The sequence below is a fragment of the Haloquadratum walsbyi J07HQW2 genome (genome assembly GCF_000415985.1).
Lineage (GTDB): Archaea > Halobacteriota > Halobacteria > Halobacteriales > Haloferacaceae > Haloquadratum > Haloquadratum walsbyi_B.
In genome coordinates this window covers 763043-789229 of record NZ_KE356561.1, presented here as the reverse complement: position 1 = coordinate 789229, position 26187 = coordinate 763043, and the positions used below count along the sequence as shown (strand labels likewise).

The following is a 26187-nucleotide window of genomic DNA, read 5'->3' as shown; positions in this document are numbered from 1 at the left end:
TGATGATCACGAGCGCACGAATGGCAGCTGTCGATCGTAACGCTGAGGCGTTAGGGATCTCCCCACAGCAACTGATGGAATCAGGTGGTAACGCTGTCGCACAAACAGTGCGGTCGCTGGTTGATATAGACTCGGAATCACAGGCAACGCCAGTCGTTGCTATCGTTGCAGGGCGCGGGAATAATGGTGGTGATGGCTTTGTTGCAGCGCGATTTCTCGATGAATATACAGTCTCTGTTTCGTTATTGGGTCGTCCAGAGACAATTCGGACAGCAACTGCAAAGCAGAATTGGGAGGCAGTTACAACAAGCGGATACGATACAACAGTTGTTCGAGATGCATCAGCTATCGAAATTGCTGGACCTGACGGTGAGCAACCGGATTTAATCGTTGACGCCATGCTCGGAACAGGTGTCACCGGTGCTCTCCGTGAACCAGAGGCAACAGCAGCTAGACAGGTCAACAATACCGATGCGCCTGTTCTATCAGTTGATGTGCCCTCAGGCGTTGATGCTGATACAGGTTCATCTACAGATGTTTCGGTTGACGCTGATCATGTAGTTACGTTTCATGATCAAAAGCCAGGACTCGAGACAATCGACGCAGATGTAACGGTTGCAGATATCGGTATTCCACGAGCAGCCGAGCAGATTGCTGGACCTGGTGATCTGCAGTTATTATCACGACCGACACAAAGCCACAAAGGTGATTTTGGCGAGGTGCTCGTTGTTGGTGGCGGTCCGTACACTGGTGCTCCTGCATTAACTGCACAAGCAGCATTACGGGCTGGTGCTGACCTCGTCCGTGTTGCATGTCCAGTGGCAATTGCTGATGAAATCCAGAATTGTGAGGAGAGTTTAATTATTAAATCATACCCCGGAGAGCGACTCACGCCAACGGCACTTGATCATGTGCAATCACTCGCCGCAAATCATGATGTTACAGTGCTTGGTCCAGGGCTTGGGGATAACGAAAAGACACTGTCAGTCGTGGCTTCGTTTCTCCGTGCGCACACTGGGAAGGTTGTTGTTGATGCTGATGCACTGTCAGTCGTTCCGTCGGTTGACCCTACCGGTGAGATAATCTGTACACCGCATCAAGGTGAGCTAGCAGCAATGGGAGGTGAAACGGCAGATGACTGGGAGCGTCGAGTAGAGAAGATAGCAGCGTTCATTTCAGAACTTGACGAGACACACACATTGCTGGTGAAAGGGGCAATTGATATTATCAGCAATGGTGAAACAACACGAATTAATCAAACTGGCAATCCAGGGATGACGGTAGGCGGCACGGGCGATGTTCTTGCAGGCGCTGTAGGTGCACTTGCGTGCGTTCTTGATCCGATTCAGGCAGCGACGGTTGGTGCATACGCCAATGGCCGGGCTGGCGATATTGTCGTTGAGAAGCGTGGAAACGGATTGCTTGCAACAGACCTTCTTGATATATTGCCGACTGCACTACAAGATCCAAAGGACATGACAACAAAAGCGAGTTCAAATGACTGAAGATATCAACACTCAAGCGGATAATAGCCATTCTGATAATGAGGATCAAAATATCGATGAACAGTTATCCACTGAGAGTGCAACGACAGATGAGTTGACGCATGTCGACAGTGATGGCGATGCACAGATGGTTAATGTCGGGACAAAACCGGACACAAATCGACGGGCAGTCGCTCGGGGGGAAATCAAGCTTACACAGACAACCATCGACGCAGTTCGTAATGATACAATCGCTAAAGGCGATGTGCTTTCGACTGCTCGGATAGGTGCTATACAGGCAGTCAAACATACATGGGAGACAATCCCAATGTGTCATCAAATTCCAATCACGAACGTTGATACAGCACTTCGCATTCATGAAACTGCAATTGAGTTACGTGTCACTGTTGAGACAACTGGTAAAACTGGGTGTGAAATGGAAGCACTGGAGGGTGTCACGACAGGGTTGAATGTAATCTGGGATATGGTGAAAGCCACTGAAAAGGATAACTCGGGACAATATCCCGAAACCGCGGTTACTGATGTTGAGATTGTAAAAAAACAAAAACAGAAACAGAAACAGGAATAAACTCGTTATCTATATTCAGATTCAGAATTAAAGTCACCGTCCGGTAGGGTTTCTCGACTTATTACGTCCATTTTGACTCTTTTTTGATTCTGACTACAGTACTTTACTATCATCTCCGCGCTCATTCAGTTGTGTTTGGGTCTGAGCACCCATTCGTTTTGAATCATGCTCCTGTATGCTTTCATCTGATAGGGGTTCTGATTCAGAGTCCTCAAGTGCGGCTGCCTTCGCGCGTGCTCGCTTGATAATCGTCGATCGAGCGGAGAACTCGATGAGGACCGAATCGCCAGTGTCAGTGTATTCTTCATTTTCAACGTGACCATGATCGTATAACCATGAGACGAGACTCATTGCATCATCTGATAACGGTAAGAGAAGTCGTTCATCATGCCATGATGGGAGTTCACTCTCAATCCGATCGGTCAGTTGATCAATATTTTCACCAGTAAGTCCTGAAACGGCAACTGGGTTCGGTGCTAACGCATCGAGTGATCGCATCTTTCGGTTGAGTGCTCCCTCCTCAACAGAATCAGTTTTGTTCAATACAGTAACAATTGGAGCCTCATTGCGCTCATATAAGGTATCATGACTGGTAATGAGTTTTTCCCGCATTGCATCAATCGACTCTGATGCATCAACGATAAGCAAAACAAGGTCAGCTCGGTATACCGAATCGAGTGTTGACTCAAATGATTCAACGAGCCAATGTGGAAGGTCAGATACAAACCCAACAGTATCGGTCAGTAACACGTCTCGACGTCCAGTATCAGCTCGTCGGGTTGTCGTCCCAAGTGTGGTGAACAGTCGATCCTCAGATTCAGCGGTCTGCTCTAAATCTGGATGTTGATTTTCATTCTCAGAAATATCTAGGTCATCAGCGAGTCGGCGAAGCAATGTTGATTTTCCAGCGTTTGTATATCCTGCAAGTGCGACAAGATCGAATCCAGACTCACGACGTTGCTCGCGGCGTGTCTGCTCTTTTTCAGCAATTGCATCCAGTTCCTGACTGATCCGTGAGATCTGTGCTTTAATATCTCGTTCACGGCTCTGGTCGTATTCACCGAGTCCCATGAACCCTGGTCGTTCATCGCGTTGTGCAAGCGATGATTTTGCTTCGACTCGTGGAAGTTCATACCGCAATTCAGCAAGTTCGACTTGGAGTTGTGCTTTTCGAGTGTTCGCTCGCTGCCCGAAAATCTCTAAAATAAGTGTAAATCGGTCGATAACTTCAACTCCAGTCGGGAATTTCCCACCGATATTGTACGTTTGATATGGTCCAAGACGATTGTCGACAATAACTGCCTCTGCGCCAGTCCGTGCGACCAATCCAGCAAGTGCTTCGACTTTCCCCTCACCAAAATGATATGCAGCATCCTCCTCGCGTGACTGGGTAAGCGTATTAATCACATCATATCCAGCCGCTCTGGCTAAGTCAGCGATCTCACTCAAATTAGCTTCTGAGTCGGGGTCAACTCGTTGTGCAACAACAACTGGTGTTGCCGTCATGATATCACCCCAGTCGCCTCTGTCAATGCGATAGACTGGATCATATGATTCTTAACAGTGATTACAGTAAAGGCGGTCCCAGCATACATTTCCCGTGCTGTGCAATCTGAGTTGTGCGGTTTCCGCCGATGCGTATCTGATTCCTGCACTGTTTCATCATATCTAAATGGTCAAGATACTTGAACACTACCAGCGTTCTCCTCCACATCGATTGATGTCACACAATAGTGCCCGTGTGAACTGATATGTATCTATGTCATTACACAAACGATTTATATTCAAACAGTAGAGACGTAGCATGGTTGACCCACTGCAGTTGTCATTAAACCCAACCCAACTTGGGATTGAGTTCGGCAGCGGAGCAGTTATTGGGGCAATAATTGGGTTTGCAGCAAAAAAGGTTGCAAAGTTGATCGCATTGCTTGTCGGGATTGAACTAGCAATATTCAAATTTCTCGAATCACGAGAAATCATCATCGTTGATTGGAGCCGATTAACTGCTGGCTTTGCTGAGACAACACAAGGCGCGGCTGATGGAACGCCGCCCGGGTGGATCTCAACAATTCTCTCCACACTCTCGGTATCTGTTGGCTTTACTGGGGGATTTCTCGCTGGATTCAAAAAGGGATAATCTGGTCAATCAATACCAATAGTTAGATTGACATCCTCCTCTGCGTGAACTCGGAGGAATCCTGAGCGTAAGCAAAAGCAGTGGAGAGGAGATTGCAGGGTTGCAGTTCAATCCCATGCCACCCCACCCCACCGAACCCTGACATGGTGAGAATCTGTGCAGGGTTCGCGGACTGTGGCGGGGAGAGTGGAGTGTAGTGGGACAGGACTGGACTGCTGGCGCTGGGAGTGCCAAGCCAAAGCCCCGCCCCCCGGGACTGGACTCCTCTCGTATCTTCGGTCGGATATGGGCTTCCAGAGGTGGGTTTGGTTTGCCTCGGGAACTCCAGCAGACTTCGACAGACTTGGAAGTACTTGCCAGCAGTCGGGCAGGGCAGGGCAGGGCACTGCACTGCATCGGGTCAGTCTCGGACCCGACACCGACCCGACCGGTCACCAGAGTGGGTTCGATTACTGCTTGGTTGCTTGGCTTGGGGCGGCTGACCGCCATCGTCGGACTACGGCACAATCACTCTGGTCTCGCCTGTTTCCTACGCATTTCGAGGGTCGCCCACTAATTAACACGACTACTACCACGACTGATGAGAACTCTCAGAGTGGTCATCGAAGTTGAAGTTGGAGTTGGATAGTCGCCCGGTTGTCGGATTCATCCTATCCTATCCTATCCTGTCCTGCGGCTCAAGTCGCAGGGATTCTCCTCGAATATCTACAATACTAACTAACTTTCAAATTATTGATATACTACCTCATGATCAGGATTTGTTCTAATCATCATCAGTGTGATGTCCCCATAATCCGTCATACTTTGTTACTGTAATATCGTCATATACGCGTGTTTGACACGCAAGTCGTAGCTTTGAGGAGGATGTATGCGGCGGAACTGTCAATCGAACGCGCTCGATAGCTGTGTGTGAACTAATATGAGTGGATGTCTCATTGGACAGCTGATTATCGGGTGAGCCCGAACCAGCGTATGTGTCGGTATCGGTAGTTATGTCACTGGAATCTTCAGTATTGGTCGAAGCAATACTCTCATCGGAGGTTTGTGTTTCATTTTCAGTATTATCCTCGTGTCTATGTATCTCAACCGCGCAGGTTCCACAGGTTCCATGACCGCGACAATTAATAATTGATGCAGCGCCGTTGTGTGGATTAATACCAAGGTCGTGGTCTTGAAGCACATCACGGAGGACCGCCCCGTGGTCACACTCAATAGTTGTTGTTCCAACCGTGACGGTCGGCATATCAGATGACATGCTTACACTCAAAAGTATTCACCGTTTGATTCAGAATGATTGAAACTGCGTATATCCTTCTTACAATAATAAACTGTTTCTTACAGATAGAAATTCGATTAGTTTGCTGTAAGTGCTTGATTGATTGCAGTCTTAATTGGAGTTTGATCGATCGGAACGATATTTTGCAGATTACGGTCATCATCGACGGTCACTGGATGTCGCATACTTTTCGCCAGTGGTCTCGCGATGCGATACTGTACATCAGTTGTGAGTCGAAGCCAATGTGAGGACAACTCAGGAGTTAATACAGGAACTGGAATGATAAATACGCGTTTACTTTTGACTTTGGCAGTCATCTGGAGAAGTTCTTCATATGAAAGCACACTTGGACCGCCAATGTCGAAGATTTGTCCTCGGGTCTCCGGTACATTGAGTAGCTCTACAAGATACGTAACGGCATCATCAACAGCAATTGGATTTCCTGGTGTTCGGACCCATGTCGGAACGACCATCAGCGGAAGACGGTCTGTGAGGTCATCGACAATGCGGAAACTCGCGCTTCCGCGACCAATGATTACGGCTGCTCGAAGAACTGTCAGCTCATACTCACCTGATTCTAAGACGGCTTCAACCTCTCGTCGTGACGCAAGATGTGGTGAGAGGTCTCTCTCGTCACCACTAATCCCACTCAGATAGACAACACGGTCAACACCAGCCTCTGATGCCCGTTCACGAAAGCGGCGTGCATACGTACGGTCAAGTTCAGCAAAATTCTCCGCAGTCAATGAGTGAATAAGATAATATGCAACATCAATGTCATCACACATTCCCTCAAGCGATGCGGGATCACCGAGATCACCTTCAAATGGCTCGACACTTGGAGGGAACCCAGCCTCGCTAGCGCTTCGAGAAAAAGCAACAACATCATGATCTTGGTCGTCAAGAGCGCGGACCAAGCGACGACCAACAAATCCGGTCGCCCCTGCAACGAGGACTTTCATACATATGATTATAACCGCACACGTATCAGTTGTTGTATGACGGACGAGCAAGTCACCTGACGTCTTGATTATCAATGGTCGATGTTTCGATATATTGTGTGACCTTCTTTATATGAACATAGAGAAGTGATCAGCATACAACTGTGCTTTATTTAATGATGACATTGATGTTGATGCTGGAACGGGTCGTGAGATTTACTCTGAATTAAAGTTATAGATATTTCCCGCGCAAATTATATCCGGGGGATTCAGGAGGGCAGTCCTCATGTTGTATCGTAATGGTTCTCGCAGGTGTGGTGCCACAGACACCGTCCGTATTTATTCTTGTTATCTTGGGAGCGACCGGACTTGTATGGGTCGGGACAGGATGGCTTGAGGGGGCAGCAGAACGCCTCTCGACGCATTATGGTCTCCCACCTGTCGTCCAGGGTTCAGTTGTTGTTGCTATTGGTTCGAGTTTTCCTGAGTTTGCGAGTGTTGTCGTCACCGCTTCGAACGGTGTCTTTAGTATGGGCATCGGCGCTATTGTCGGATCCGCAATATTCAATATTCTTGTCATTCCTGCGTTATCTGGAATGCTTGCACAGCAGGGTGTTGAGTCAAATCGAGATATTGTGTATAAAGAAGCACAATTTTACATGATTGCTGTCTCAGCGCTTGTTATAACATTTGCACTTGCGGTTATCTACATTCCAGCACCAGACCGTGGGGCATTTGTCGGGATGATCACCCGTCCCCTTGCAGCAATTCCGCTGTTTGTGTATGTGCTGTATTTATTTATTCAATGGCAGGAAGTGAGCGATTATACAGATAACACAGCAACAGAGTCAATCGCTGTAGGACAACAGTGGGGGCGATTAATTGCTGGATTAGTCGCGATTTTGATTGCTGTTGAGCAGATGGTCGGAGCTGTTGAAGGGTTAGGCTCCATTATTGGAATCCCTGAGTTTCTCGCTGGTGTGACGATTATTGCTGCAGCGACGAGTTTACCCGACACACTTGTGAGTGTCCGAGCAGCACGAAGTGGAGATGGGACAACAAGTCTTGGAAATGTCTTAGGATCAAATACGTTTGATCTACTTGTTGTCATCCCTATTGGCGTATTGATTGTCGGGACCGTTCCGGTTAATTTTGCAACAGCCGTTCCAATGTTCGGCATATTAACACTCGCAACTGTATTGCTCTTCACCGTCCTGCGGACTGACCTCACACTCACACAACGTGAAGCATACATTCTCGGAGTTGCATACGCTGTGTTTATCATCTGGATTATTGCCGAATCAGCTGGTGTAACTGGAATATTGAGAACTGTATGAAATCTCAGAATAATCAAATAGCGTATATGTCACGCACGTCGGCTATGATACTACTATGACAATTAATATATTTGATATGAGGAACAGTTATGATAATAAATGTATAATATATGTCCATGATAGTAGATGAGTCGGCAGGACAAACAGAGCTTACCTGTCCGAACGGACATCAGAATGATATTGATGAATGGCGGTCAAAGCGATTCCGCGTTACCTGTGATGAGTGCGGAATTCGGTGGACCCCAGCAACTTAGTGATAATACTGAAAACAGGCACAATAGCACGTCGCTTACGATATTAATCGGGTAATCGGGGGAACGGTATAATCCGTTATATATCCACATGAGCGATTTAGCTCTTATTGTGAGCCATCGTACTACTTCTCAGAGTTTTCGTGCTTGTTTTTTCGCCCAGCGTGCACGACAATCGTTCCAAAGAGGTGCCGTGTCGTTACAACCGAGTCCATCTGTGCTGTGAGCGCTTGTTTTGATGCTGTTGTTCGTGTATCTAACTGTGTGAGTGCATCGCCAGCGTCACTTGCAAGATCAAACAATCGTGCATTCAATTGTGTGAATGCCCATAGCCCAGCGTTAGCAATAGTGTTCTCACCTGGGACAAAATTTGCAATTACAACCGTATCAGCAGTATTACACCACTCAGTAACGACCATGCGTGGGTTATGAAATAATGATGTCACAAACGTCGAGACAATTGCATCAACGGACGCAATCGGTGGTGTTGTTGCATCAGCACAAATAAGTTCAACATTGTCCCAACCACGACGGGCAACCAGTGAACGAGCACGGTCAATCATTTGTGTTGTCACATCGATGCCGATGACGCGCCCAGTCGCACCGACAGCTGCTCGAAGTGCTGGGAAATTCACACCCGGTCCACAACCAAACTCGACAACTGTTGATCCAGGTTCAATATCAAGCTGGTCGACACACGCTGCCCGGATACCACCGATAGATGCTGTTGCTCGTGCGAACCAATCGTATACGGGTGCCCATGCGCCATAATCTGTGCGAATACGCTCTAGACGCGAGATATTATTTTCGCTCACAATGCGGTACCTTAATGATCGTAAACACCAGTTCTAGCCACTTAACGTTCGTATCTGTTGCTTTCATCTGTGATTTTTTTGAGCTATTATGTGATACCTCTCTATATCATTTCATACCACGATTGTCAGGAATATATCAATGTCTCAGAGAAAACGAACGCAGACATAATATATTATTTATTTCATGAGAATGTGTGTTCTGCGAATTAGGGCAACAATGGTGTCTCGATATCCATTGCAGCAGCGACTGTTTCTGGTGGCATATGCGGCCATTTTCGTTCTGGACTCTCACGGGCAACAGTTGAGTGACATTGGGTTGCGTTGTCGCATGCTCGTGGACGTTGGTAGTCAATTCCACGCTCGCCTAGATATGTTACATAGCCATCATCAACGCGGTCAAGTTTCTCATGACATACCCAGCGGTCACCACGCTGTTCAGCTGCGATATCCCGATATGGACATGTGAATCGGGTACGCTCAGCCTCTCCATCACGCACTGTTTCATCGATTTGAACTCCAACAACTTGATATGCAATTCGGAGTCGACGTGCGACAGCTTCCGGTGTACGTGCTCCGAGAAAGAGCACATGTGCGAGTGCATAGCCGAAATCATGAAGCATGCGCTCAAACCGTGTCAAATCTCGGGGAGTATCTGCAAGCAGCGATCGAACTTGATGATACCACTGACTTACTGCAGTCACTACCTCAGTTTTTTCTGCGGCATCAATGAGTTGTCGTTTACGCTCCCGAAGCGGTGCCGCACCATCAGAGAGATAAAATGAGGGGATTGATTCAATATGTTCAAGCACGTCCTCTCGAAGACATGTGCCTGATTTATATGCTTCAACATATTCTTGAAGCGTATCATACCATGAGTCAGCTATCATAGTATATGTCCCGTTGAGCAGTGCGTCTGCTTCAGCAAACTGTTCAGTATCAGGTGGTGCTGGAAATTGGTCGACAGCCTGTTGTAATTCGGCCGGAGACGGCCCTGCCATATGTTCTACACTTGTGGGGAATGAACTTCAATCTGTATGGTACGATGCGGTATTATGTTGCTATTAATTATTGATAGCCTTCGTCGCAGGGTAAAGTACTCACGGATGCAGATATAATTACTCTGTATGTCGGATGAACAGAGTGATAACATCGAAGAATATCTCGACTCTGATCTCGATTCGGATCTCAACTCAACAAGATCAGGGCGTGATGATAAACCACTTCCAGGTCCGTTCTCACTCACACAACTCGTTGGTGGAATCCATTTCTTAACGGCTGCTGCTGTGACACCGTTTATTTGGATCGCATATCGTAACGGTAACATTCCTCAGGTGGCATCACTCACTGGATTAGCGATTTTCATCATCATCGCCGGTGTTGCTGCATCTCGGATCGCAGCTCGTCGTGTGGATTGACGGTGAGAAATATGATATCATGCGATGGCTAATATCTCAGAAGAACGGCTCATCTGCCTGTTAATCAAGCAAGTCCGATATCTATACGAGTGTTTTTTAGTCTGAGTAACATACATTATACATGGACAATCGACAACCGCGGCAGTCACAAACGTCCGGGAACGATGGTGATACGATCCTTCCACGGACCACAGCCCGCGGTGGACGAAGTCCAACTGCTGAGACAGTTGTACTTCTCTGTGGATTTTTTCTTATCCAATACCCACTGTCTGCGATTGGTCTCGTTGGATTATTCGCATTAAGTCCAATTGTCATTATCGAACCATGGACGCTCATAACGAGTACATACGCTCATGGTAGCGTTGGTCACCTCATCAGCAATCTGATCGGTCTGATTCTTCTTGGTGCATTTGTTGAACGAACGACAACACGACTTCGTTTTCACACGTTCTTCATTCTTACCGGTGCGCTTGCCGGCGTAGCGGAGATTACACTTGGAAGCCTGCTTGCGTTTAGTCCTCGAGCTGTGCTTGGTGCCTCTGGGGCAGTGTTTGCGCTATTAGGATACCTTATCACGAGTAACGCAATTGCAGATACGCTTATTAGCACGGTCGACCAGCTGACTGATGCCTCCTGGGTCGTGACTGCAGCGCTGATTGTTCTTGCTGCTGTCATGGCAATCCTCCTAAGCGGTCCAGGAACTGCCCTTGTCGGGCACGCAGCTGGGCTTGCAATCGGACTGCTCGCTGGTCGTATGCGATTACTTAAAATAAATAATTCCTCATCAACACGTGCTCAACGTGAGATATGACCATCATATCACTGATAATCAATAACTCTGCAATCACAAAGTATAGACAGATAAACATCAATGTCAACATGAATATCAACTCCTCATAACCACATGACAACAGAACATACTTACCCGATTACTGCAGTTACAGTCCCAGAATCAGCGTATGATGCTGAAGAAATCATTTCAATCCAACTATCTGCATTTGCAGATAACGATTCTCCGGTACCGGATGCTGGAATTAAAACAGCATATAATTTTGCGTCGCCGGCAAATCGTCGTGCGACTGGTCCGTTCGATCAGTTCCGACAGATGGTACAGAACCGACGGTACGCACCGATGATCGATCATAACGAGGCAGTTACGGGACCACTTGAGCGCGATGGTGACAGCGCACAACAGCGAGTGACGCTCACAGGAACGGATGGTGAAACTGTCACGTACCGCTTCGGCGTCTCAAAATATGAGTCAGCACCCGATAATGAGACCATACCAGAGCCAGATTGTTGGCTCACAGACCGTGTTCTTCGAGAGTAATCGATTTGGATCGGAAATATAGCATATTAACGTTGATATCAATATCAAAATTGCCACTAATAGCTAGATAAGCCGTGCAGTATCGTGAACTTACTGAAGTATACACCGACGTTGCCGCGACATCAGCAACAACTGAAAAAGAGATACTTCTTGCTGACTGTTTCTCACGTGTCCACGATGAAACATCACTACTTCCAACCGTTGTTCGACTTGTCCGAGGTCGTGTATTTGCTCGGTGGGAAGCAGCAGAAATCGGTGTTTCAACTGCTGGTGCCGCAAGCGCAATCAACAAAGCAACCGGTGTCGATAGCGAGCAGATTGAGACATGGTGGCGAGAAGAAGGTGATCTTGGTGATGCTGCTGCATATGCTGTCGATGACCGTGTACAACGGACACTCACTACAACACCGCTGACAGTCACCCGTGTGTATGAAACACTCCGTGAGGTTGCCAGCTATGAAGGCTCAGGTAGTCAGCAAAAACAGATCGATGAAATTGCCGGATTGATATCTGATGCATCACCACTTACTGCTCGATACATTGTCCGAACCATAACGGGGGCAATGCGCCTCGGTGTTGGTGAGGGAATCGTCCGTAATTCGCTTGCAAGGGCATTTCTTGATATGTCTGATGATGCCGCAGATGCTGTCCAACGGGCGATTGATCTGACGAATGATGTTGCTGTTGTTGCACAGCGTGTTGCCGAGCAGGGACGACCCGGATTAGATGATGTTGATCTTGAGTTGTTCCGTCCAATCAAGCCGATGCTCGCAAAACAGGCGGAGAGTATTCAAACTGCGGTTGATGAACTTGCTGCGGATCTGGAAGCTATTGGGGATACTAATAACACAGAGTCATCACCTCGAAAAGCAGTCCTCGTTGAGTTCAAATATGATGGCATTCGTGCCAAAATACACCGCAATGGTGATGACATCCGAGTATATACGCGGCGGCTTTCTGATGTGACAACACAATTTCCGGATGTTGTCTCAGCAGCACGTGAGCATATTGATGCTGAGCAGTATATTATTGAAGCAGAACTTGTTGGATATGACCCACAGCATGACAATGATGGTCCGGTAACATTCCAGACACTTGCACAGCGTATTCAACGAACGGAAGATATCGCAGCCACTGCTGAATCGATTCCAGTTACAGCGCACGTGTTTGATCTGCTTGCTCTCGATGGCGAATCGCTGTTAGAAGACGAACTTGAGATGCGATTACGACGTCTTAATTCAATCATCACAACAGAATCTGTGTCACAGACTGAACTTGAACCTGATCCGACAATCGAGTCCACTTCTTCTCGCTCAACGCTTATGACAGGCACAAATAATACTGAGTCTCTCTCATCACTAAGACGGGCGCAGTATAACTGGGTGACAACACATACCGCAGCAACAGAGTTCTACGATACTGCACTTGCTGCTGGTCATGAAGGGGTGATGGTGAAGAATCCGGCTCGACCGTATCAACCTGGGTCTCGGGTTGGATATCAGCGGAAAGTGAAGCCGATGATGGAGCCACTCGATCTTGTTGTTACCCGGGCAAAGTGGAGTGAGGGTCGCAAAAGTGACTTTCTCGGTCGACCATATCTCGCATGTCGGACCGCTGATGATGATTTTGTAGAAGTTGGTCGGATGCACACCGGGTTCAGTGATGAGCAGCTTGCGACATTCACAGAACGTGTTGAACCACTGATCGAGCGTGTTGATGGTAGAGAAGCGATCCTCACACCCACTGTCGTTCTTGAGGTTGAGTATGAGGAAATACAGACCTCATCGACATATGATTCCGGGTATGCACTTCGATTCCCTCGATTAAAACAAATTCGACATGACTGTGATCCATCACAGGCAGATTCATTGGAGCGAGTTGAACGGCTGTATGAACAACAATCAGTTGATGAGAGCTAAACTATCTCGGGGTCACGCTCCAAGACATTCGTCTTGATTATTTGTAGAGGCATGAATGACAATCAGAGAAACCAATAGATACACGCAACACAAATATTGTAATATACGTGGCTCCCGGTGTTCATCTTCATGACGGTGTTGAAATTGAATTTGCAAGTGGTGAGCGGATTGTCTGTGATGGGGTATCGTCGGGAGTATCCACAGCAGAGGTAACGACGGCCGTAACTCACGCGCATGGTGATCATTTAGTTGATAATAGCAATGCAAGTGAAATTGTTGCCTCTGAGCTTACCGCTGCACTGGCATCTGTCCGTCAATCAGAATGTGAGCCTGAAACAACAACGCATCCAGCAGTTGAGTTGATTCCGGCTGGTCACATTGTTGGGTCACGAGCAGTCCTTCTCACTGACCCTGAGACCGATCGTCGATATCTTTACACCGGTGATTGCCGGTTATCCGACCGACTGTATCTTGACGGATTCGACCCAGTCGATGCAGATGTTTTGATTCTTGAAACAACGTATGGTGACCCAAGGTATCGCTTTCCATCGCCCACAAAGACACATCAGCAAATTTGTGACTGGCTTAACGAGACAATGGACGATGTCGTGATCTTATTCGGCTATGCACTAGGTCGGGCACAAAAGCTTCAAAAATTAGTTGAATCAACCGAGCGCTCACGTGTGTTCATCACAGATGCAATTGGAGAACTGAACAGCGTCATTGAGTCACATCGTGAGATTACGTTTAATTCGTACCGGTATCATGAAGACACAACACTTCAAGCTGGTGATGCGGTTGTGTTACCAATGCAGACAACACGTCTTGGATGGATTGAATCGCTCGTTGATGAGACTGATGCAATAACCGCCGGATTCTCTGGGTGGGCGGTTGATGATTCATTTATTTATCAACGAGGAGTCGATGAGGGATTTGTTCTTTCGGATCACTGCGATTATGATGAACTTACTGAACTTGTCACGGCTGTTGACCCAGAGCGTGTTTACACTCAGCATGGATTCACTGAAACGTTCGCAACAGAACTTGCTCGTGAATACGGGTACCGTACACAAGCATTGAAATCAAACCAGTCAACTCTCGGTGACTTCTGAAGAAGACAATTCAGTTTCTGTGACATATTCGAATCAAAATCGTAATCTTGCTCTCATCGATTGAATGTCGTCTTTCATATGGCGACCATCGGCGTTCTTCCATATTGAGGTAGTAATAATCGAACAGTTTAGGAGATTAAAGCACCAATCTCGCGCTTATGTGATCACTCAGCTTCTGATCATATGTTCTTGAAACGCTCAGAGCTGAGCTTAGATGATAGAGTTTCATTCTGGCGACGTACGACGTGTATATTCATGTTGGCGACATGAATCAAGCATGGAGATAACACCCGCGGGTATCGAAGAATATGACGAGTCAGCTCCAACACCTGCACAAACGGAGACAGCGACGTTCGGTCTTGGCTGTTTCTGGGGTCCAGACGCACGATTCGGTTCAGTTGACGGCGTTATCCGCACACGAGTCGGGTACGCTGGTGGGACGGTTGAGGATCCAACATATCATGATCTTGGTGAACATACTGAGGCAGTGCAAGTGACCTATGATCCAGACAAAACAACATATACTACACTTCTAATGATGGCGCTTGATAGCCATGATCTACATCGACAGCCGGCAAAACGACAGTATCAAAATATTTTATTTCCAACGGCATCGCAAAAAAAGACAGTACAGACAGTCCTCGATTCACAAGGGCTTGATGTTGATTCAATAGCAACACGAGTTGTCTCATCGCCATCGCCGTTCTACCATGCCGAAGATTATCATCAAAAATATCATCTTCGCTCAAAGCGCTGGGCGATTGAGGCGTTTGATGATGCTGGATACGATGAAGAAGCATTACGAGAATCACCAGCCGCAGCGATATTGAACGCTGATGCTGCAGGTCATGATACTGATATTACGGAGACAGTAGCTGATACCTTGCGTCACTAATCGACTTTTGTTTAAATTCAAGGGAAAGACCCCTTCCTCAAGGAGCGACCGAAGTGAGCGAGTAGCGAGTAGGGAGGAGAGGGGATACGCCCGAGAACACACACGATAACGAATAGTCTAACATATGACACATATGCCCAACAGAGCATAGGGAAGCCCAATTCAGTTCTGAGTTGTTCGACTCGGAGGAGGGTGTCGAGTCGAGGAGAGCGGGCCGTGGACCCACACCACGCCCCACGATGAAGAAACCTCTCTGAGCCTGAGCGTGTATCTGGATCTACATCTGCATCTGGGCAGACATTGACGGAAAATTCGGCTTCGCTGGAAGCCCCGTCCCCGTCGGTGAGGACCGACCGGCGACGAGCCGTGAGTGAGTAGGTCGGGGGGAGTTCACTTGGACCATCATCAGTGGATTGTCTAAAATACTCGGGGTCAATCCCTGAGGTACCCGGCTTCCTTGCTCGTAGACGTAATGATGAATAGATTTACTCAAAGTCATCAGACAAGTGGGGACGTCACTCTTCGATTTGTCTTAACATCGAATTCAAATACGCTGCAGCCAGAAATGGTTGGATATCTGTCGTTGCGTCGGATTCAATTGCAACACGGACCCGCTCACACCCATGCTGAAGTCGATTCTGAAGTGATCCAGCTGGTAGCTTATTGGTGGATACGGTTTCGACAGTATCGATCGCCGACCGTATTGTCCGCACTTCACCGACCCTTGGTGATGTCTCGGATTCAATTGATGAAGTATAGTGAGTGTGAGAAATACTATCAGTATCTTCATATACATCATCTGTGTCCGTACGAGCGGCAATTGTGAGTGCTGCCTCGTGACTGGCTGTCAGTAATTGTGTCAGTACTGCCTCAACATCAGCAGGCACATCCGCAGCCATATGTTCTATCTAATGACGTGTGGTATGAAAATGCTTGTAATACGCTCAAATTGATATTCAGCGCCCTGTGGAAGATTCTGTATATCTCCTCTGGAGATTAGATGATGTCTGTCAGATCAGCAATCGATTCAGCAACTTCGTTTGGTCGATACGCATACTCTGATATTTCTTCGCGATGAGTTGACCCCGTTAACACAAGATATGTTCTTAAACCAGCCTCAATGCCGGCGACCACATCTGTGTCCATGCGGTCGCCGACCATCGCCGTAGACTTGGAATGAGCACCAAGTTGGTTCAAAGCACCACGAATCATGATCGGATTAGGTTTGCCGATGAAATATGGGTCCGCACCAGTAGCTTCGGTGATGAGGGCGGCGACAGAGCCAGTGGCTGGAAGCGGACCCTCAGTTGAGGGAGCTGTCGCATCCGGGTTTGTCACAATGAAACGTGCACCCTGATTAACCAGCTGGACAGCTTCGGTGATATTCTGAAATGAGTATGTGCGACTTTCACCGAGAATGACAAAGTCTGGGTCTGTATCAGTAAGCCTGTATCCCACATTGTGAAGCGCTGTTTTCAATCCAGCCTCACCAATCACATACGCTGACGCATCTGGCATTTGATTCGATACAAACCGTGCCGTAGCCACGGCTGAAGTCCAAATTTGGTCTTCCAGTATACTGAGTCCAGCTTCCGAGAGCCGAGCAGCCAAATCGCGTCGTGTGTAAATTGAGTTGTTAGTCAATACAAGGAACTGACACTCTTGTTCTTTGAGTCGGTGAATGAAATCCGTGGCTCCTGGGAGAGCAACGTCATCACGTATCAACACACCATCCATGTCGACCAACCATGTCTCAGGGCGTTCTTTTATATCAGACATCTACATGTCACGTATGATTTACTACTGAAAGCAAAAAACTTGAGACTTTGTGAACTGCCTTGGGGTCAAGCCCTGAGATACTCGCCTCGTTTATAGAAGGGCAAGGTGAATACACCCGCCCTCCCGTGAGGAACGAGCGTTCCGACCGCGACGGTCGGAACCGAGCGACGAACACGTGGGTGATGAAACCGACATGAGCGAGTCACATCTACACAAAAATAGCATGACCAGATATTCCACGGTATGACCATGACCACAACTGTTAGAACAGAAGTAATTATAAGCGGTTACATAGCGGTTTAGAATGCTGTAGATCCACCGCACCCATCAAGCGAAAGTCCGTAACCACCCACAGGTTGCAGAGTCTCTTGACCGTCACGGGTGGAGCGCCAGCAAACTCTGGAACGTCGCCAACTATCACTACTACTCCCGCTCCCGCGAGGTCTCGGAAGAGACGGGCGAGATTCCTGATCACGAAGAGTTGAAACGCGAGTTGAAGATCTCCCAACCTACAAGCGACTGCACTCACAGTCCAGTCAGCGGGTTCTGGAGGAACTCGCTGAAAGCTTCAACTCGTGTCGTGGTACTCCTCGGAAGACGACCGAGACAATCCGCCCGACTACCGCAAAGAAAACTACTCCGACGACGAGGGTCGTCGTGTCCACGAGGAACATCCGCGCAGTACGGTACGGTGACGTGGAAACAAAACGGCTTCAAACACGACACCAAGAACAACCGTATTCGACTCTCACAGGGCGCGACTCACAAGGAACACCCGAACCCGAACGCATGCGAGTACATCCTTGTCGAATACGAGCCACGCCCTGGCGTAGAGGTTAAAAACCTACAATAAGTCAGGGTCGTCTCCGACCAGCAGAAAGAGCGGTGGGAGGTACACCTCGTCTGCAAGGACGACATCGAGATACCCACCGCACCCGGCAACAAGACAGCAGGCATCGATCTTGGCATCAGTAACTTCGTTGCTGTCGCCTATGGTACAGAAGACGCTAACCTGGACCTGTACCTGTACCCCGGCAACCGCCTGAAACAGGACGGGACGGTTACTCCTTCCCACAGGAGATCGCCACCTGCGACGATGCTGGTGGGACCCGAGCCACCAAATTACACAAGAAGTGGAGTGGTCAGAACGCCGTACGCACTTTTTCCACTCCATAGCGAAACACATCGCTTCACGATGTGTTGAGAAGGGAGTTAGTCAAATCACTGTCGGAGACTTGGAAGGCGTCCGTGAGGATGAGAACGGCAAGTCGAAGAACTGGGGGAAGCACGGGAATCTTAATGTTGATCTGCACGGGTGGGCGTGGGTGTTCGGTCGCTTCAGCAAGATTCTCACATACAAGGCGAAAGTGAAAGGCATCGAAGTGTCTGAGCGCGACACGAGCAAGACATGACGTGTTGTATGTGTGGGAGAGGGAGAGAAGACGAGAGTCAGCGTGACGTGTTGACTGTGGTCTGTCCGTCTGCGAGGAGTGTGAGGCCGCGTTCAATGCGGACGTGAATGGAGCGGGAGCGGAGAATATCCGTCTCGATATCAACGAACGCAACTCCGAGTCTGCACCCGATTTGTGTGGACACAGGAGTACCGGCTGGTTGGCACAGCCAGCAGTCTATCTTCATGAGTTGTCCCACGGATTCTCACCGAGGGAACAAGTAGACTGCAAACTCTCAGATCCCAATCCAGCGGAGCGCAGTGGTGTGGTGCCGTGGGATTCCTCCGCCTTCAGGCGGATGGAGGATGTTAATCGACACGAATTGGTGGAATATTTCATACGAATCCATATCATATTGCTGCAACTGGTTGCTATCTTGAGAAGCTATATCTAATATCGCACTGTCAGTTCACATACATTCGACACATTGTTGATAGCGATGCTGTGCAGACATGAGGGTATAGACCAGTATTATGAACTGTTAATTTATAAGATTCCAGGTCAAAATGATTTAAACCCAAGAGTAGAACAGATATCATCTGCAAACTCACCCTGACACAGACCTGTCTGCTATTTGAACGTCTGAGTGAAATTATTGATTACAGTATTACTACCTGTGACGATGAAGCGGTCATCCTCTCTCATTCGCAAATCGGGTTCTGGGTTCGTCAACAACTCACCATCCCGTTCAATTGCCACGACTGTTGCCCCGGTTCTATCACGAATAGCTGCCCCCTGGAGAGTCTCGCCACCGAGTTCGGGCGCACTCGTCCGTACAATATCGAACTGTGTCTCTAATGTCAATATCTCCTCATCCTTGAGCAGAACCGACGAGAGCATCCGCCCAGTGACTGTTGAAAGCGACAGTACATACTGAGCACCAGCTCGATACAGTTTGGCTGTGTTTTCAATGCTATTCGCTCGCGCAATCATCTCAGTATTCGGTGCAGATTCCTTGATAGCGACAGTTGCGTACATTGTTGTCGAATCATCATCGACTGCCAAAACAACGAATCGAGTCTCCTCAATCCCGGCTCTGAGAAACGTGTCTCTATCTGTAATATCACCAACGACATCGACTCTCTCATCATCGTCATTCATATCTATCACAGTAGGTGAAATACCGTTTTCCTCTAATGTCTCAACAGTTGATTGACCAACGACACCATAACCTGCAACAATAACCTGATCGTTCCCAGAAAGCTTTGGAGACACTGTCTGCGTCGTTACCTCTGTAAGAGCTTCATAACTACCAGCGACCAATAAAAACGTATTCTCCTCTATTCGAACTTCCGGTCCTGGTGCAGAAATAAACTTTCCGTTGGACCACACACCAATAACGGTAACTCCAATTCGTTCTTTGAGATTTAATTCTGCGAGTGTCTGTCCGGCGAGTTCACTATCCTGCTCAACGCGGAATTCTGAAATATTAAACTCATCACTCAATTCGACTGTCTGGAGAAGCTTTTGTGTAATCGGTAATGTCGCTCTGCTACCGAGTGCGTTTCCAAGAGCCTGTCGAGGTCGAATGACTCGATCAGCACCTGCATACCGATGATATTCTGCATCCTGTTTATTCTCGGCAACGCTGATAATTCTCAAATTCTCTTGAAGCTCTTTTGCAGTCAAGATTACCGGGATGTTTCCTGTATCAGAAACATCAGTTACGAGCGCTTGAGCTGCAGATATATTTGCAGCTTCAAGTACCTGCTCTTTCTCTGGGTCACCACAGATTGCCTCAACTCCCTGACCGTTTAATTCTAAGACTGTTTCAGCGTCAGTATCAATAATGACATATGGGACATCTGCCGCTTCAAGTTCTGATTGAAGCACAGTCTCACGTGAACTATATGAGCAAATAATGATATGATCGGTAATCTCGTTGATCGTTGCGGGTTATTTTCGAATGCTTGTTGGAAAAGTGGAATAGCAAACACTGGCAGCGCTAAGAATACGAGAAGAACGCCAGTGAGATTCATGCCAATCACGAGAAGGTTCATAGGAGCTGTATTCCAGTATTGAGTATCCCCACCAAATCCAGCTGTTGTGAATATCTCAATGACAGTCTGCAATGACTGAAAAATTGTGATAGTGACCCCTTCAAATCTAAATATTGCCCATTGATACAGAAGTGAGTAGACAAACACGACCAGTGCTACAGCAAATAACGATAACACAAATCGTCGTCTCCAGCCGGGGTCTGTCATGCAGTTACACTAATTCTTAAAGAATAATGAGGGCTTCTTTATGCCCCTCTGACTCGCTTTAGATTCTTGAAGTCAGTGAGGTTATTTTAAAAATAGTCTGTCCAGTTTGTCAGTACATGATCTACTGGAGTCTGAAGATTTCAGCGAGAGTCCCACGGATCACCCGACCCGTGGTCGTTTACGGCGACCCCAAATGATGGGCTCTTTTCATTGCATGATAATTCGGTAAGAATAGCGGTCCAGTTCATAAGTCATATTCTGCAACATTGGCATGTAATATAAAAATCATACACCGATTCCAATAGTTACCTGTGAGCCTCTCATGTGTTTTCGGGGAGCGCAAACAACTGACCACTCTGGGTGCGTAATGACCGCGAGTATTCGTGACTACTACCATACCAATACTACATTCTGTGCGGGGGCTTCTGTGAGAGATCCGAGGATCTATACTATTGCATTTTGTGGAGTCATCGGTTTGCGGAGCCCGCAAATACTCAATTGTCTTTTATATACATAACAGATACCAATAATTAATGAAGGTATCCGATTCACACGCACAGACCGATCAAATACCAGAACAACATATTGTTATCGCAGGTGCAGGGCGAGTCGGGTACCAAACAGCTCAGGTGCTCACCGATTGCGGTCACGAGGTATATCTGATTGAGCGCGATCCTAAGACTGTCGAGAGGATAATTGGCGGATGGACCGGGGTCGTGATTGAGGGTGATGCTGAGGACCCACAGGTTCTTTCACGGGCAGACCCATCACAGGCAGACGTCTTTGCCGCCTTGACTGGTGATGCAACGATCAACTTCGCAATTTGTGCGGAGATGCAACATCTTAGCAAAGGCATTCGGACTATTGCGCGAGTCAATGATCCTAATCGAGAGAACATGAGCAATGCGTTTATTGACGAGATTGTGTATCCTGAACGGACAGGGTCGAACGCAACAGTCAATCGGATCCAAAGAGAAAATATACGGGTATTAGAGGATGTTACAAAGGATATCAATATTCTCAATATTCGAGTTCATCCACAATCTCCTGCAGCTGGTAAGCAACTGAATGAGATACTTCTCCCTGACGGGTGCCATGTGATCTCGGATGCTGATGGAACCGAAGTTGCCCGCCCTGAGACAACGCTTGATCGGAGTCGTCGATATCTTAGCGCCGCAGAGCCCAATACTGTTGATGATGCGCAGAAACTACTGATTGGATGATTCAGATAACAGCGACGAAACCCGGGGTAACTCATCACAATACTGGCTACCCTGTGTGGGTGAGGCGTATCATGAATAGACGACAGCGAGGTAAACATGAGAATTATTTGGCTGATGACACGGGGAGAATTTAGATACACTGAGACGTCAACCAATCTAATGTTTATCAGTATAATTAGCTAAATACCGTTTATTAAATATCTTAAATAAATCGTGACATATATCACAACGTCCATTGAATACCCCACTGAACAGACCGATACCGCAGGAATCAGAAGTATTAACTCAATATTATTATTCCCGTTGCAGTCACTTCTCTTGACGATTGGTATGAATTCGTTACTATAATTTCAATTACAACATAATAGTCATGATCATACTATCAAATAACGATATTAGCTGCACAGTGATGCCCCGAGATCAATCGGAGCACAGTCATAACCATACCCCTCATAGTCGAAATGAGTTGCTTGCTACTCTCTCAGAGATACTTAATAAATGAAAAACGATCTTGAACGAGACCTCGGTCTCTATGCGACAGTCACAATCAGTATGGGCGCGATGATTGGAAGTGGCATTTTTGTACTCCCTGCGCTAGGTCTAAAGAAAGCTGGACCGGCAGTAATCCTTGCTTATATTCTGGCTGGATTAGTTGTACTACCAGCTGCGCTATCGAAAGCGGAAATGGCGACTGCAATGCCTGAGTCTGGTGGCACGTATCTTTATATCGACCGCGCAATGGGACCACTGGCTGGAACAATTGCTGGGATCGGAGCTTGGTTCTCGCTCGTATTTAAGAGCTCTTTCGCACTGGTCGGATTAGGCGCATATCTATTATTACTCGTTCCAATATCGGATGGATTAGTCAAGATTGTTGCACTTGGACTCGCAGCACTTATTATTGTACTCAATATCGTCGGTACAGAGCAAAGTGGGAAGGCGCAGTCGATTATCGTCACTGCTGTTGTGTTTGCACTCGCAGCGTACGTTCTCAACTCAGGGTTTGTTATCGAGCCAACCCGATTCCAGGGTTTTACTGATAAGGGAGCAAGCGGAATCGTGACTGCAGCGGCATTCGTGTTCGTTTCCTACGCGGGTGTAACAAAAATTGCAAGCGTCGCTGAGGAGATTGAAAATCCTGATCGGAACCTACCGCTTGGCATTCTTATCTCAATGGGGGCGATGATGTTACTGTATACGCTTGTGGTCGCAGCTATAGTTGGACTCAATGACCCAGGTACCCTGACGACGAGTGGTCCAAATGGTGGACCATCATTGACCCCGATGGCAGACGGCGCAGGTCAACTACTTGGCGGGGTTGGTGTTGTCGCAATCGCATTAATTGCAATACTGGCATTGACTAGTATGGCTAATGCTGGAGTATTGGCGTCTTCGCGGTTCCCACTGGCGATGAGCCGAGACTCACTTGCACCCAGTCAACTTGCCCGGGTAAGTAAGCGGTTCAGCACCCCAAGAAACTCAATTTTGATTACTGGTGCTCTCCTCTTGATGCTTATTGCGTTTGTACCAGTCGTTGAGTTAGCAAAGTTGGCTAGTGCATTCCAGATTCTTGTGTTTTCGATTGTGAATGTCGCCCTGATCGTGTTCCGCACGAGTGGAGTCGACTCATATCAACCATCATTTGAATCGCCAGGCTATCCGTACGTCCAATTTGCTGGGTTTATTGGTGGACTGGTGTTACTCACTCAGATGGGGATGTTTCCAATCCTTGGCGCAGCTGGTATCATCGTTGGTGGCGTCGGGTGGTATCTAATATATGGTCGCTCTCGAACCAGTCGTGATGGGGCGTTGGGCACAATTCTCGAACAGCGACAACAGGAGGGAGAAGCCGCTAGCAGCGACTGAATTGCTTATATTCACGTTAGAGGTACAAATCGTGACAACTGAGATAAGTATACTCAGTGGTCATTATATTGATTTCATCTGATGGCGGACTTCGTATGCCCATGACATGAGATGTTGTGTTTTGTATCTATAATACTGTCAATATTCATCACAAGCTATGATTGAACAATTGCATGGAACTAGATAGCATCGTATATAAAATATTTGACAGTTATATTCAGCTCATGCGTTTCTTAGAATAAGGTTAATTCATTTAGGCACCCCAGTGATAGCGACTGCAGGTCTGTGATTAATCAAACGTGAGTAAAGCATGGGACCCAGATGATATATTTGACGTGCTGGCAAGCGAGGATGTCCGTCGTATTTTGGTTGCTACGAACGTTCGACCGATGTCTGTTAAGGAATTAGCTGATATCTGTGATCGATCACTGGCGACTATTTATCGACGTATCGGGGCTATGGAAAATTATAATCTGCTTTCTGAGGAGATCACAAGAGATGCTGATGGAACACAATACAGTGAGTACAGGAGCGAATTGAATGAAATTACGATTAGCGTCGAAGAAGGACAGCTTGATATCAACATTAATATTGAAAAAGACACCGTGGACCGGTTCGCTGAACTCATTGAAGATCTTGAGCAGTCAGAGAGACAGAATAATTAGACTAATATGGAATTATGAGTAGTGACCCGACACTCTGGATGTTAGTGTTTAGTAACATTTTCGTCTTTGTCATTGGCGGGAGTCTTACATACTATGGATTCCGAGCACAGCGTCGCGTTGGTAAGCCAAATCTAAAGTACGCAACACTTGGATTCGGGTTTGTCACACTCAGCACCATTGCCGAAGTGATTTACTCACCTGCTGTAATTGGGATTTATGATATATCTGGGTCTTCACTACTCATTCTTTATACAATTGAATCGCTCCTGATTGGACTTGGATTAGCAAGCATTTATTATTCTGTTCGCGGGTCATAGCGCATCTGAACGACTAGTTATTTCTAAATTTCACTGAAGAGTCGTATATACGATATTACTGCACTGAAATATACCCAGCTTATTATTATTAGCAAACACAACAGTAGTGGACCTAACCCAATTATCAGCGACCACACATCGCTATTAGGCTCAGCTTTTCGTTACATGAATAGATCTCAGATATCTCAGAGACATCTGGACAAGCGAAGCAGCAGATATTCAATTATGCTTCTTCAGCATCTCGGACGACAAAGGCAGGATTATCTGTGTCAATAGTCACCTGTGCAGGGACGTTTCCGAGAATCTGGTCGCGCAGTGATGGCTCAGTTTCACCTAATATTAGAGCATCAAATGATTCAGCAAGGTCGATGATGGTCTGAGTTGTATCATCATCCTCGGACAATCGTTGAGTAATACGGTCAGAATCGATACCTGCCTGAATTAATTGATCAGTCGCATCTGAGAGTATTTCTTCACCTGGTATCTGGTCTGAATCCTCGCCCATATGAAACAGCGTAACGGTCGCTTCTGTTGCGGTCAACAGTTCTTCGCTGAATGAGAGAATCCGGTCAAAGTTCCTCTCACCACGAATAGGAACGAGAACCTGTGTAATTTCATCTGCATCACCTGAGGTCAAGATCACGTCGCATTCTTCTTCAACCGCAACGCGATTAATTGTTTTATCACGGGCTTTACCGAATACAACTCGAGTGGTAACCGATGCTTCTGCATCCTCGAAGGATTCTGCAAGCGTCGTGAGCTCTGCACGGGCGTCATCTCCAAACTGATCACGGGCCGCTGATGGTGGTGTCTGTTCCGGCAGTCCGTAGTGACCAAGTAACACCACTTCCATTGATGTGATGCTTTTTGCTAACGCCGCTGGAACCGAGTCGGCATCTGGTAGTTCGAGCGGAACAAGGACTCGGTGTGACATGTCTGATTATACATTCACCAGTCACTAAAACCGTACGAAGTGTGTGAGTTCAGATATTTTTTATGAATGTTGATGTCGGTTTAAGTATTTCAGACTCGCAGACCAGTGAGTGTGTTAACGAGAAAATTACAAAACTGGTCCGTATAGATTTCATTGCCTACTTATCAGTATCTGAACCGCTCTCGTGGCGGAGATTGTTGGTGAGTCATCGTGCAGCGTCAAGGATAGTTTTCAGAGCTTCTTC

General features: G+C 47.2%; 22 protein-coding genes and 3 pseudogenes. 16 read left to right on the top strand and 9 right to left on the bottom strand.

Features of this window, described 5'->3' with window-relative positions; all coding sequences use genetic code 11:
• Positions 1 to 2: 2 nt before the first annotated feature.
• Together J07HQW2_RS03630 and moaC are read left to right on the top strand one after the other, a co-directional pair.
• The gene (locus J07HQW2_RS03630; protein WP_048075457.1) at positions 3 to 1505 is read left to right on the top strand and encodes a bifunctional ADP-dependent NAD(P)H-hydrate dehydratase/NAD(P)H-hydrate epimerase; all 1503 of its coding nucleotides are present in this window, start codon (positions 3 to 5) and stop codon (positions 1503 to 1505) included.
• On the top strand, positions 1498 to 2073 hold the full coding sequence (gene moaC / locus J07HQW2_RS03625; RefSeq protein WP_021053988.1) for a cyclic pyranopterin monophosphate synthase MoaC: 576 nt from the start codon (positions 1498 to 1500) through the stop codon (positions 2071 to 2073). The genes J07HQW2_RS03630 and moaC overlap by 8 nt, the downstream gene beginning before the upstream one ends.
• Positions 2074 to 2286: 213 nt before the next feature.
• Here moaC and hflX read toward each other — a convergent pair.
• Positions 2287 to 3579 (bottom strand): annotated as a pseudogene (hflX, locus tag J07HQW2_RS03620) (GTPase HflX); the annotation flags it as partial.
• A gap of 298 nt (positions 3580 to 3877) precedes the next feature.
• Between hflX and J07HQW2_RS03615 the strand changes: the two are divergent.
• Positions 3878 to 4210 (top strand): FUN14 domain-containing protein, encoded by a 333-nt coding sequence (locus J07HQW2_RS03615; protein ID WP_021053986.1) that lies wholly within the window; start codon positions 3878 to 3880, stop codon positions 4208 to 4210.
• A gap of 763 nt (positions 4211 to 4973) precedes the next feature.
• On the opposite strand, the gene J07HQW2_RS03610 is transcribed toward J07HQW2_RS03615, so the two are convergent.
• Positions 4974 to 5453, bottom strand: coding sequence for a 2Fe-2S iron-sulfur cluster binding domain-containing protein (locus J07HQW2_RS03610; RefSeq protein ID WP_021053984.1), 480 nt, complete (start codon positions 5451 to 5453; stop codon positions 4974 to 4976).
• Positions 5454 to 5563: 110 nt separating this feature from the next.
• Positions 5564 to 6448 carry an NAD(P)H-binding protein gene (locus J07HQW2_RS03605; protein ID WP_021053983.1) on the bottom strand — a complete coding sequence of 295 codons (885 nt, stop codon included), beginning with the start codon at positions 6446 to 6448 and terminating at the stop codon, positions 5564 to 5566.
• Between the two features lie 278 nt (positions 6449 to 6726).
• On the opposite strand from J07HQW2_RS03605, the gene J07HQW2_RS03600 reads away from it, so the two are divergent.
• Both J07HQW2_RS03600 and J07HQW2_RS17580 read left to right on the top strand, forming a co-directional pair.
• Positions 6727 to 7764: a sodium:calcium antiporter gene (locus J07HQW2_RS03600; RefSeq protein ID WP_021053982.1), complete on the top strand. Its 1038-nt coding sequence runs from the start codon at positions 6727 to 6729 to the stop codon at positions 7762 to 7764.
• Positions 7765 to 7880: 116 nt separating this feature from the next.
• Positions 7881 to 8018 carry a hypothetical protein gene (locus tag J07HQW2_RS17580; protein ID WP_303703949.1) on the top strand — a complete coding sequence of 46 codons (138 nt, stop codon included), beginning with the start codon at positions 7881 to 7883 and terminating at the stop codon, positions 8016 to 8018.
• A 122-nt stretch (positions 8019 to 8140) separates the two neighbouring features.
• Here the strand turns inward: J07HQW2_RS17580 and J07HQW2_RS03595 are convergent, their stop codons facing one another.
• Positions 8141 to 8830: a class I SAM-dependent methyltransferase gene (locus tag J07HQW2_RS03595; RefSeq protein WP_021053980.1), complete on the bottom strand. Its 690-nt coding sequence runs from the start codon at positions 8828 to 8830 to the stop codon at positions 8141 to 8143.
• Between the two features lie 206 nt (positions 8831 to 9036).
• A complete protein-coding gene (locus tag J07HQW2_RS03590) occupies positions 9037 to 9828 on the bottom strand; it encodes a hypothetical protein (RefSeq protein WP_021053979.1) in 792 nt (263 codons plus the stop codon).
• A 126-nt stretch (positions 9829 to 9954) separates the two neighbouring features.
• Here J07HQW2_RS03590 and J07HQW2_RS03585 point away from each other — a divergent pair, with 126 nt between their 5' ends.
• The 6 genes from J07HQW2_RS03585 (at position 9955) to J07HQW2_RS03560 (ending at position 15501) form a co-directional block, all read left to right on the top strand.
• Positions 9955 to 10245 carry a hypothetical protein gene (locus tag J07HQW2_RS03585; RefSeq protein ID WP_021053978.1) on the top strand — a complete coding sequence of 97 codons (291 nt, stop codon included), beginning with the start codon at positions 9955 to 9957 and terminating at the stop codon, positions 10243 to 10245.
• Positions 10246 to 10366: 121 nt separating this feature from the next.
• Entirely contained in the window at positions 10367 to 11056 is a 690-nt protein-coding gene (locus tag J07HQW2_RS03580) for a rhomboid family intramembrane serine protease (RefSeq protein ID WP_021053977.1), read from the top strand.
• A 93-nt stretch (positions 11057 to 11149) separates the two neighbouring features.
• Entirely contained in the window at positions 11150 to 11575 is a 426-nt protein-coding gene (locus tag J07HQW2_RS03575) for a DUF4864 domain-containing protein (RefSeq protein WP_021053976.1), read from the top strand.
• A gap of 74 nt (positions 11576 to 11649) precedes the next feature.
• Complete coding sequence (locus J07HQW2_RS03570) at positions 11650 to 13494, top strand: ATP-dependent DNA ligase (RefSeq protein ID WP_021053975.1); 1845 nt, start codon at positions 11650 to 11652, stop codon at positions 13492 to 13494.
• A 107-nt stretch (positions 13495 to 13601) separates the two neighbouring features.
• Entirely contained in the window at positions 13602 to 14606 is a 1005-nt protein-coding gene (locus tag J07HQW2_RS03565; protein WP_021053974.1) for an MBL fold exonuclease, read from the top strand.
• 277 nt (positions 14607 to 14883) lie between these two features.
• On the top strand, positions 14884 to 15501 hold the full coding sequence (locus tag J07HQW2_RS03560; RefSeq protein WP_021053973.1) for a peptide-methionine (S)-S-oxide reductase MsrA: 618 nt from the start codon (positions 14884 to 14886) through the stop codon (positions 15499 to 15501).
• Positions 15502 to 16016: 515 nt separating this feature from the next.
• Here J07HQW2_RS03560 and J07HQW2_RS03555 read toward each other — a convergent pair.
• Positions 16017 to 16400, bottom strand: coding sequence for a DUF8101 family protein (locus tag J07HQW2_RS03555; RefSeq protein ID WP_021053972.1), 384 nt, complete (start codon positions 16398 to 16400; stop codon positions 16017 to 16019).
• Positions 16401 to 16497: 97 nt separating this feature from the next.
• A complete protein-coding gene (locus J07HQW2_RS03550; RefSeq protein ID WP_021053971.1) occupies positions 16498 to 17280 on the bottom strand; it encodes an HAD-IIA family hydrolase in 783 nt (260 codons plus the stop codon).
• 313 nt (positions 17281 to 17593) lie between these two features.
• On the opposite strand from J07HQW2_RS03550, the pseudogene J07HQW2_RS03545 reads away from it, so the two are divergent.
• Positions 17594 to 18966, top strand: a pseudogene (locus tag J07HQW2_RS03545) (RNA-guided endonuclease InsQ/TnpB family protein); the annotation flags it as partial.
• 335 nt (positions 18967 to 19301) lie between these two features.
• Here the strand turns inward: J07HQW2_RS03545 and J07HQW2_RS03540 are convergent.
• Positions 19302 to 20938, bottom strand: a pseudogene (locus J07HQW2_RS03540) (potassium channel family protein).
• Between the two features lie 533 nt (positions 20939 to 21471).
• On the opposite strand from J07HQW2_RS03540, the gene J07HQW2_RS03535 reads away from it, so the two are divergent.
• From J07HQW2_RS03535 to J07HQW2_RS03520, 4 genes are all read left to right on the top strand, one after another.
• Positions 21472 to 22161, top strand: coding sequence for a potassium channel family protein (locus tag J07HQW2_RS03535; protein WP_021053969.1), 690 nt, complete (start codon positions 21472 to 21474; stop codon positions 22159 to 22161).
• A 498-nt stretch (positions 22162 to 22659) separates the two neighbouring features.
• Positions 22660 to 24027, top strand: a complete 1368-nt coding sequence (locus tag J07HQW2_RS03530) for an APC family permease (RefSeq protein WP_021053968.1) — start codon at positions 22660 to 22662, stop codon at positions 24025 to 24027.
• A 299-nt stretch (positions 24028 to 24326) separates the two neighbouring features.
• Positions 24327 to 24692, top strand: a complete 366-nt coding sequence (locus tag J07HQW2_RS03525; protein ID WP_021053967.1) for an ArsR/SmtB family transcription factor — start codon at positions 24327 to 24329, stop codon at positions 24690 to 24692.
• A gap of 14 nt (positions 24693 to 24706) precedes the next feature.
• The gene (locus J07HQW2_RS03520; RefSeq protein WP_021053966.1) at positions 24707 to 25009 is read left to right on the top strand and encodes a DUF7521 family protein; all 303 of its coding nucleotides are present in this window, start codon (positions 24707 to 24709) and stop codon (positions 25007 to 25009) included.
• A 223-nt stretch (positions 25010 to 25232) separates the two neighbouring features.
• Here J07HQW2_RS03520 and J07HQW2_RS03515 read toward each other — a convergent pair whose 3' ends face one another.
• Positions 25233 to 25943 carry a universal stress protein gene (locus J07HQW2_RS03515; protein WP_021053965.1) on the bottom strand — a complete coding sequence of 237 codons (711 nt, stop codon included), beginning with the start codon at positions 25941 to 25943 and terminating at the stop codon, positions 25233 to 25235.
• Between the last annotated feature and the right edge of the window lie 244 nt (positions 25944 to 26187).

Bases quoted from the DNA above. Each gene is read 5' to 3' on its own strand.
- moaC (WP_021053988.1), top strand. From the start codon at position 1,498: ATGACTGAAGATATCAACACTCAAGCGGATAATAGCCATTCTGATAAT.
- J07HQW2_RS03580 (WP_021053977.1), top strand. From the start codon at position 10,367: ATGGACAATCGACAACCGCGGCAGTCACAAACGTCCGGGAACGATGGT.
- J07HQW2_RS03600 (WP_021053982.1), top strand. From the start codon at position 6,727: ATGGTTCTCGCAGGTGTGGTGCCACAGACACCGTCCGTATTTATTCTT.
- J07HQW2_RS17580 (WP_303703949.1), top strand. From the start codon at position 7,881: ATGATAGTAGATGAGTCGGCAGGACAAACAGAGCTTACCTGTCCGAAC.
- J07HQW2_RS03585 (WP_021053978.1), top strand. From the start codon at position 9,955: ATGTCGGATGAACAGAGTGATAACATCGAAGAATATCTCGACTCTGAT.
- J07HQW2_RS03615 (WP_021053986.1), top strand. From the start codon at position 3,878: ATGGTTGACCCACTGCAGTTGTCATTAAACCCAACCCAACTTGGGATT.
- J07HQW2_RS03550 (WP_021053971.1), bottom strand. From the start codon at position 17,280: ATGTCTGATATAAAAGAACGCCCTGAGACATGGTTGGTCGACATGGAT.
- J07HQW2_RS03605 (WP_021053983.1), bottom strand. From the start codon at position 6,448: ATGAAAGTCCTCGTTGCAGGGGCGACCGGATTTGTTGGTCGTCGCTTG.
- J07HQW2_RS03515 (WP_021053965.1), bottom strand. From the start codon at position 25,943: ATGTCACACCGAGTCCTTGTTCCGCTCGAACTACCAGATGCCGACTCG.
- J07HQW2_RS03575 (WP_021053976.1), top strand. From the start codon at position 11,150: ATGACAACAGAACATACTTACCCGATTACTGCAGTTACAGTCCCAGAA.
- J07HQW2_RS03560 (WP_021053973.1), top strand. From the start codon at position 14,884: ATGGAGATAACACCCGCGGGTATCGAAGAATATGACGAGTCAGCTCCA.
- J07HQW2_RS03610 (WP_021053984.1), bottom strand. From the start codon at position 5,453: ATGCCGACCGTCACGGTTGGAACAACAACTATTGAGTGTGACCACGGG.
- J07HQW2_RS03520 (WP_021053966.1), top strand. From the start codon at position 24,707: ATGAGTAGTGACCCGACACTCTGGATGTTAGTGTTTAGTAACATTTTC.
- J07HQW2_RS03535 (WP_021053969.1), top strand. From the start codon at position 21,472: ATGAAGGTATCCGATTCACACGCACAGACCGATCAAATACCAGAACAA.
- J07HQW2_RS03590 (WP_021053979.1), bottom strand. From the start codon at position 9,828: ATGGCAGGGCCGTCTCCGGCCGAATTACAACAGGCTGTCGACCAATTT.
- J07HQW2_RS03530 (WP_021053968.1), top strand. From the start codon at position 22,660: ATGAAAAACGATCTTGAACGAGACCTCGGTCTCTATGCGACAGTCACA.
- J07HQW2_RS03630 (WP_048075457.1), top strand. From the start codon at position 3: ATGATCACGAGCGCACGAATGGCAGCTGTCGATCGTAACGCTGAGGCG.
- J07HQW2_RS03555 (WP_021053972.1), bottom strand. From the start codon at position 16,400: ATGGCTGCGGATGTGCCTGCTGATGTTGAGGCAGTACTGACACAATTA.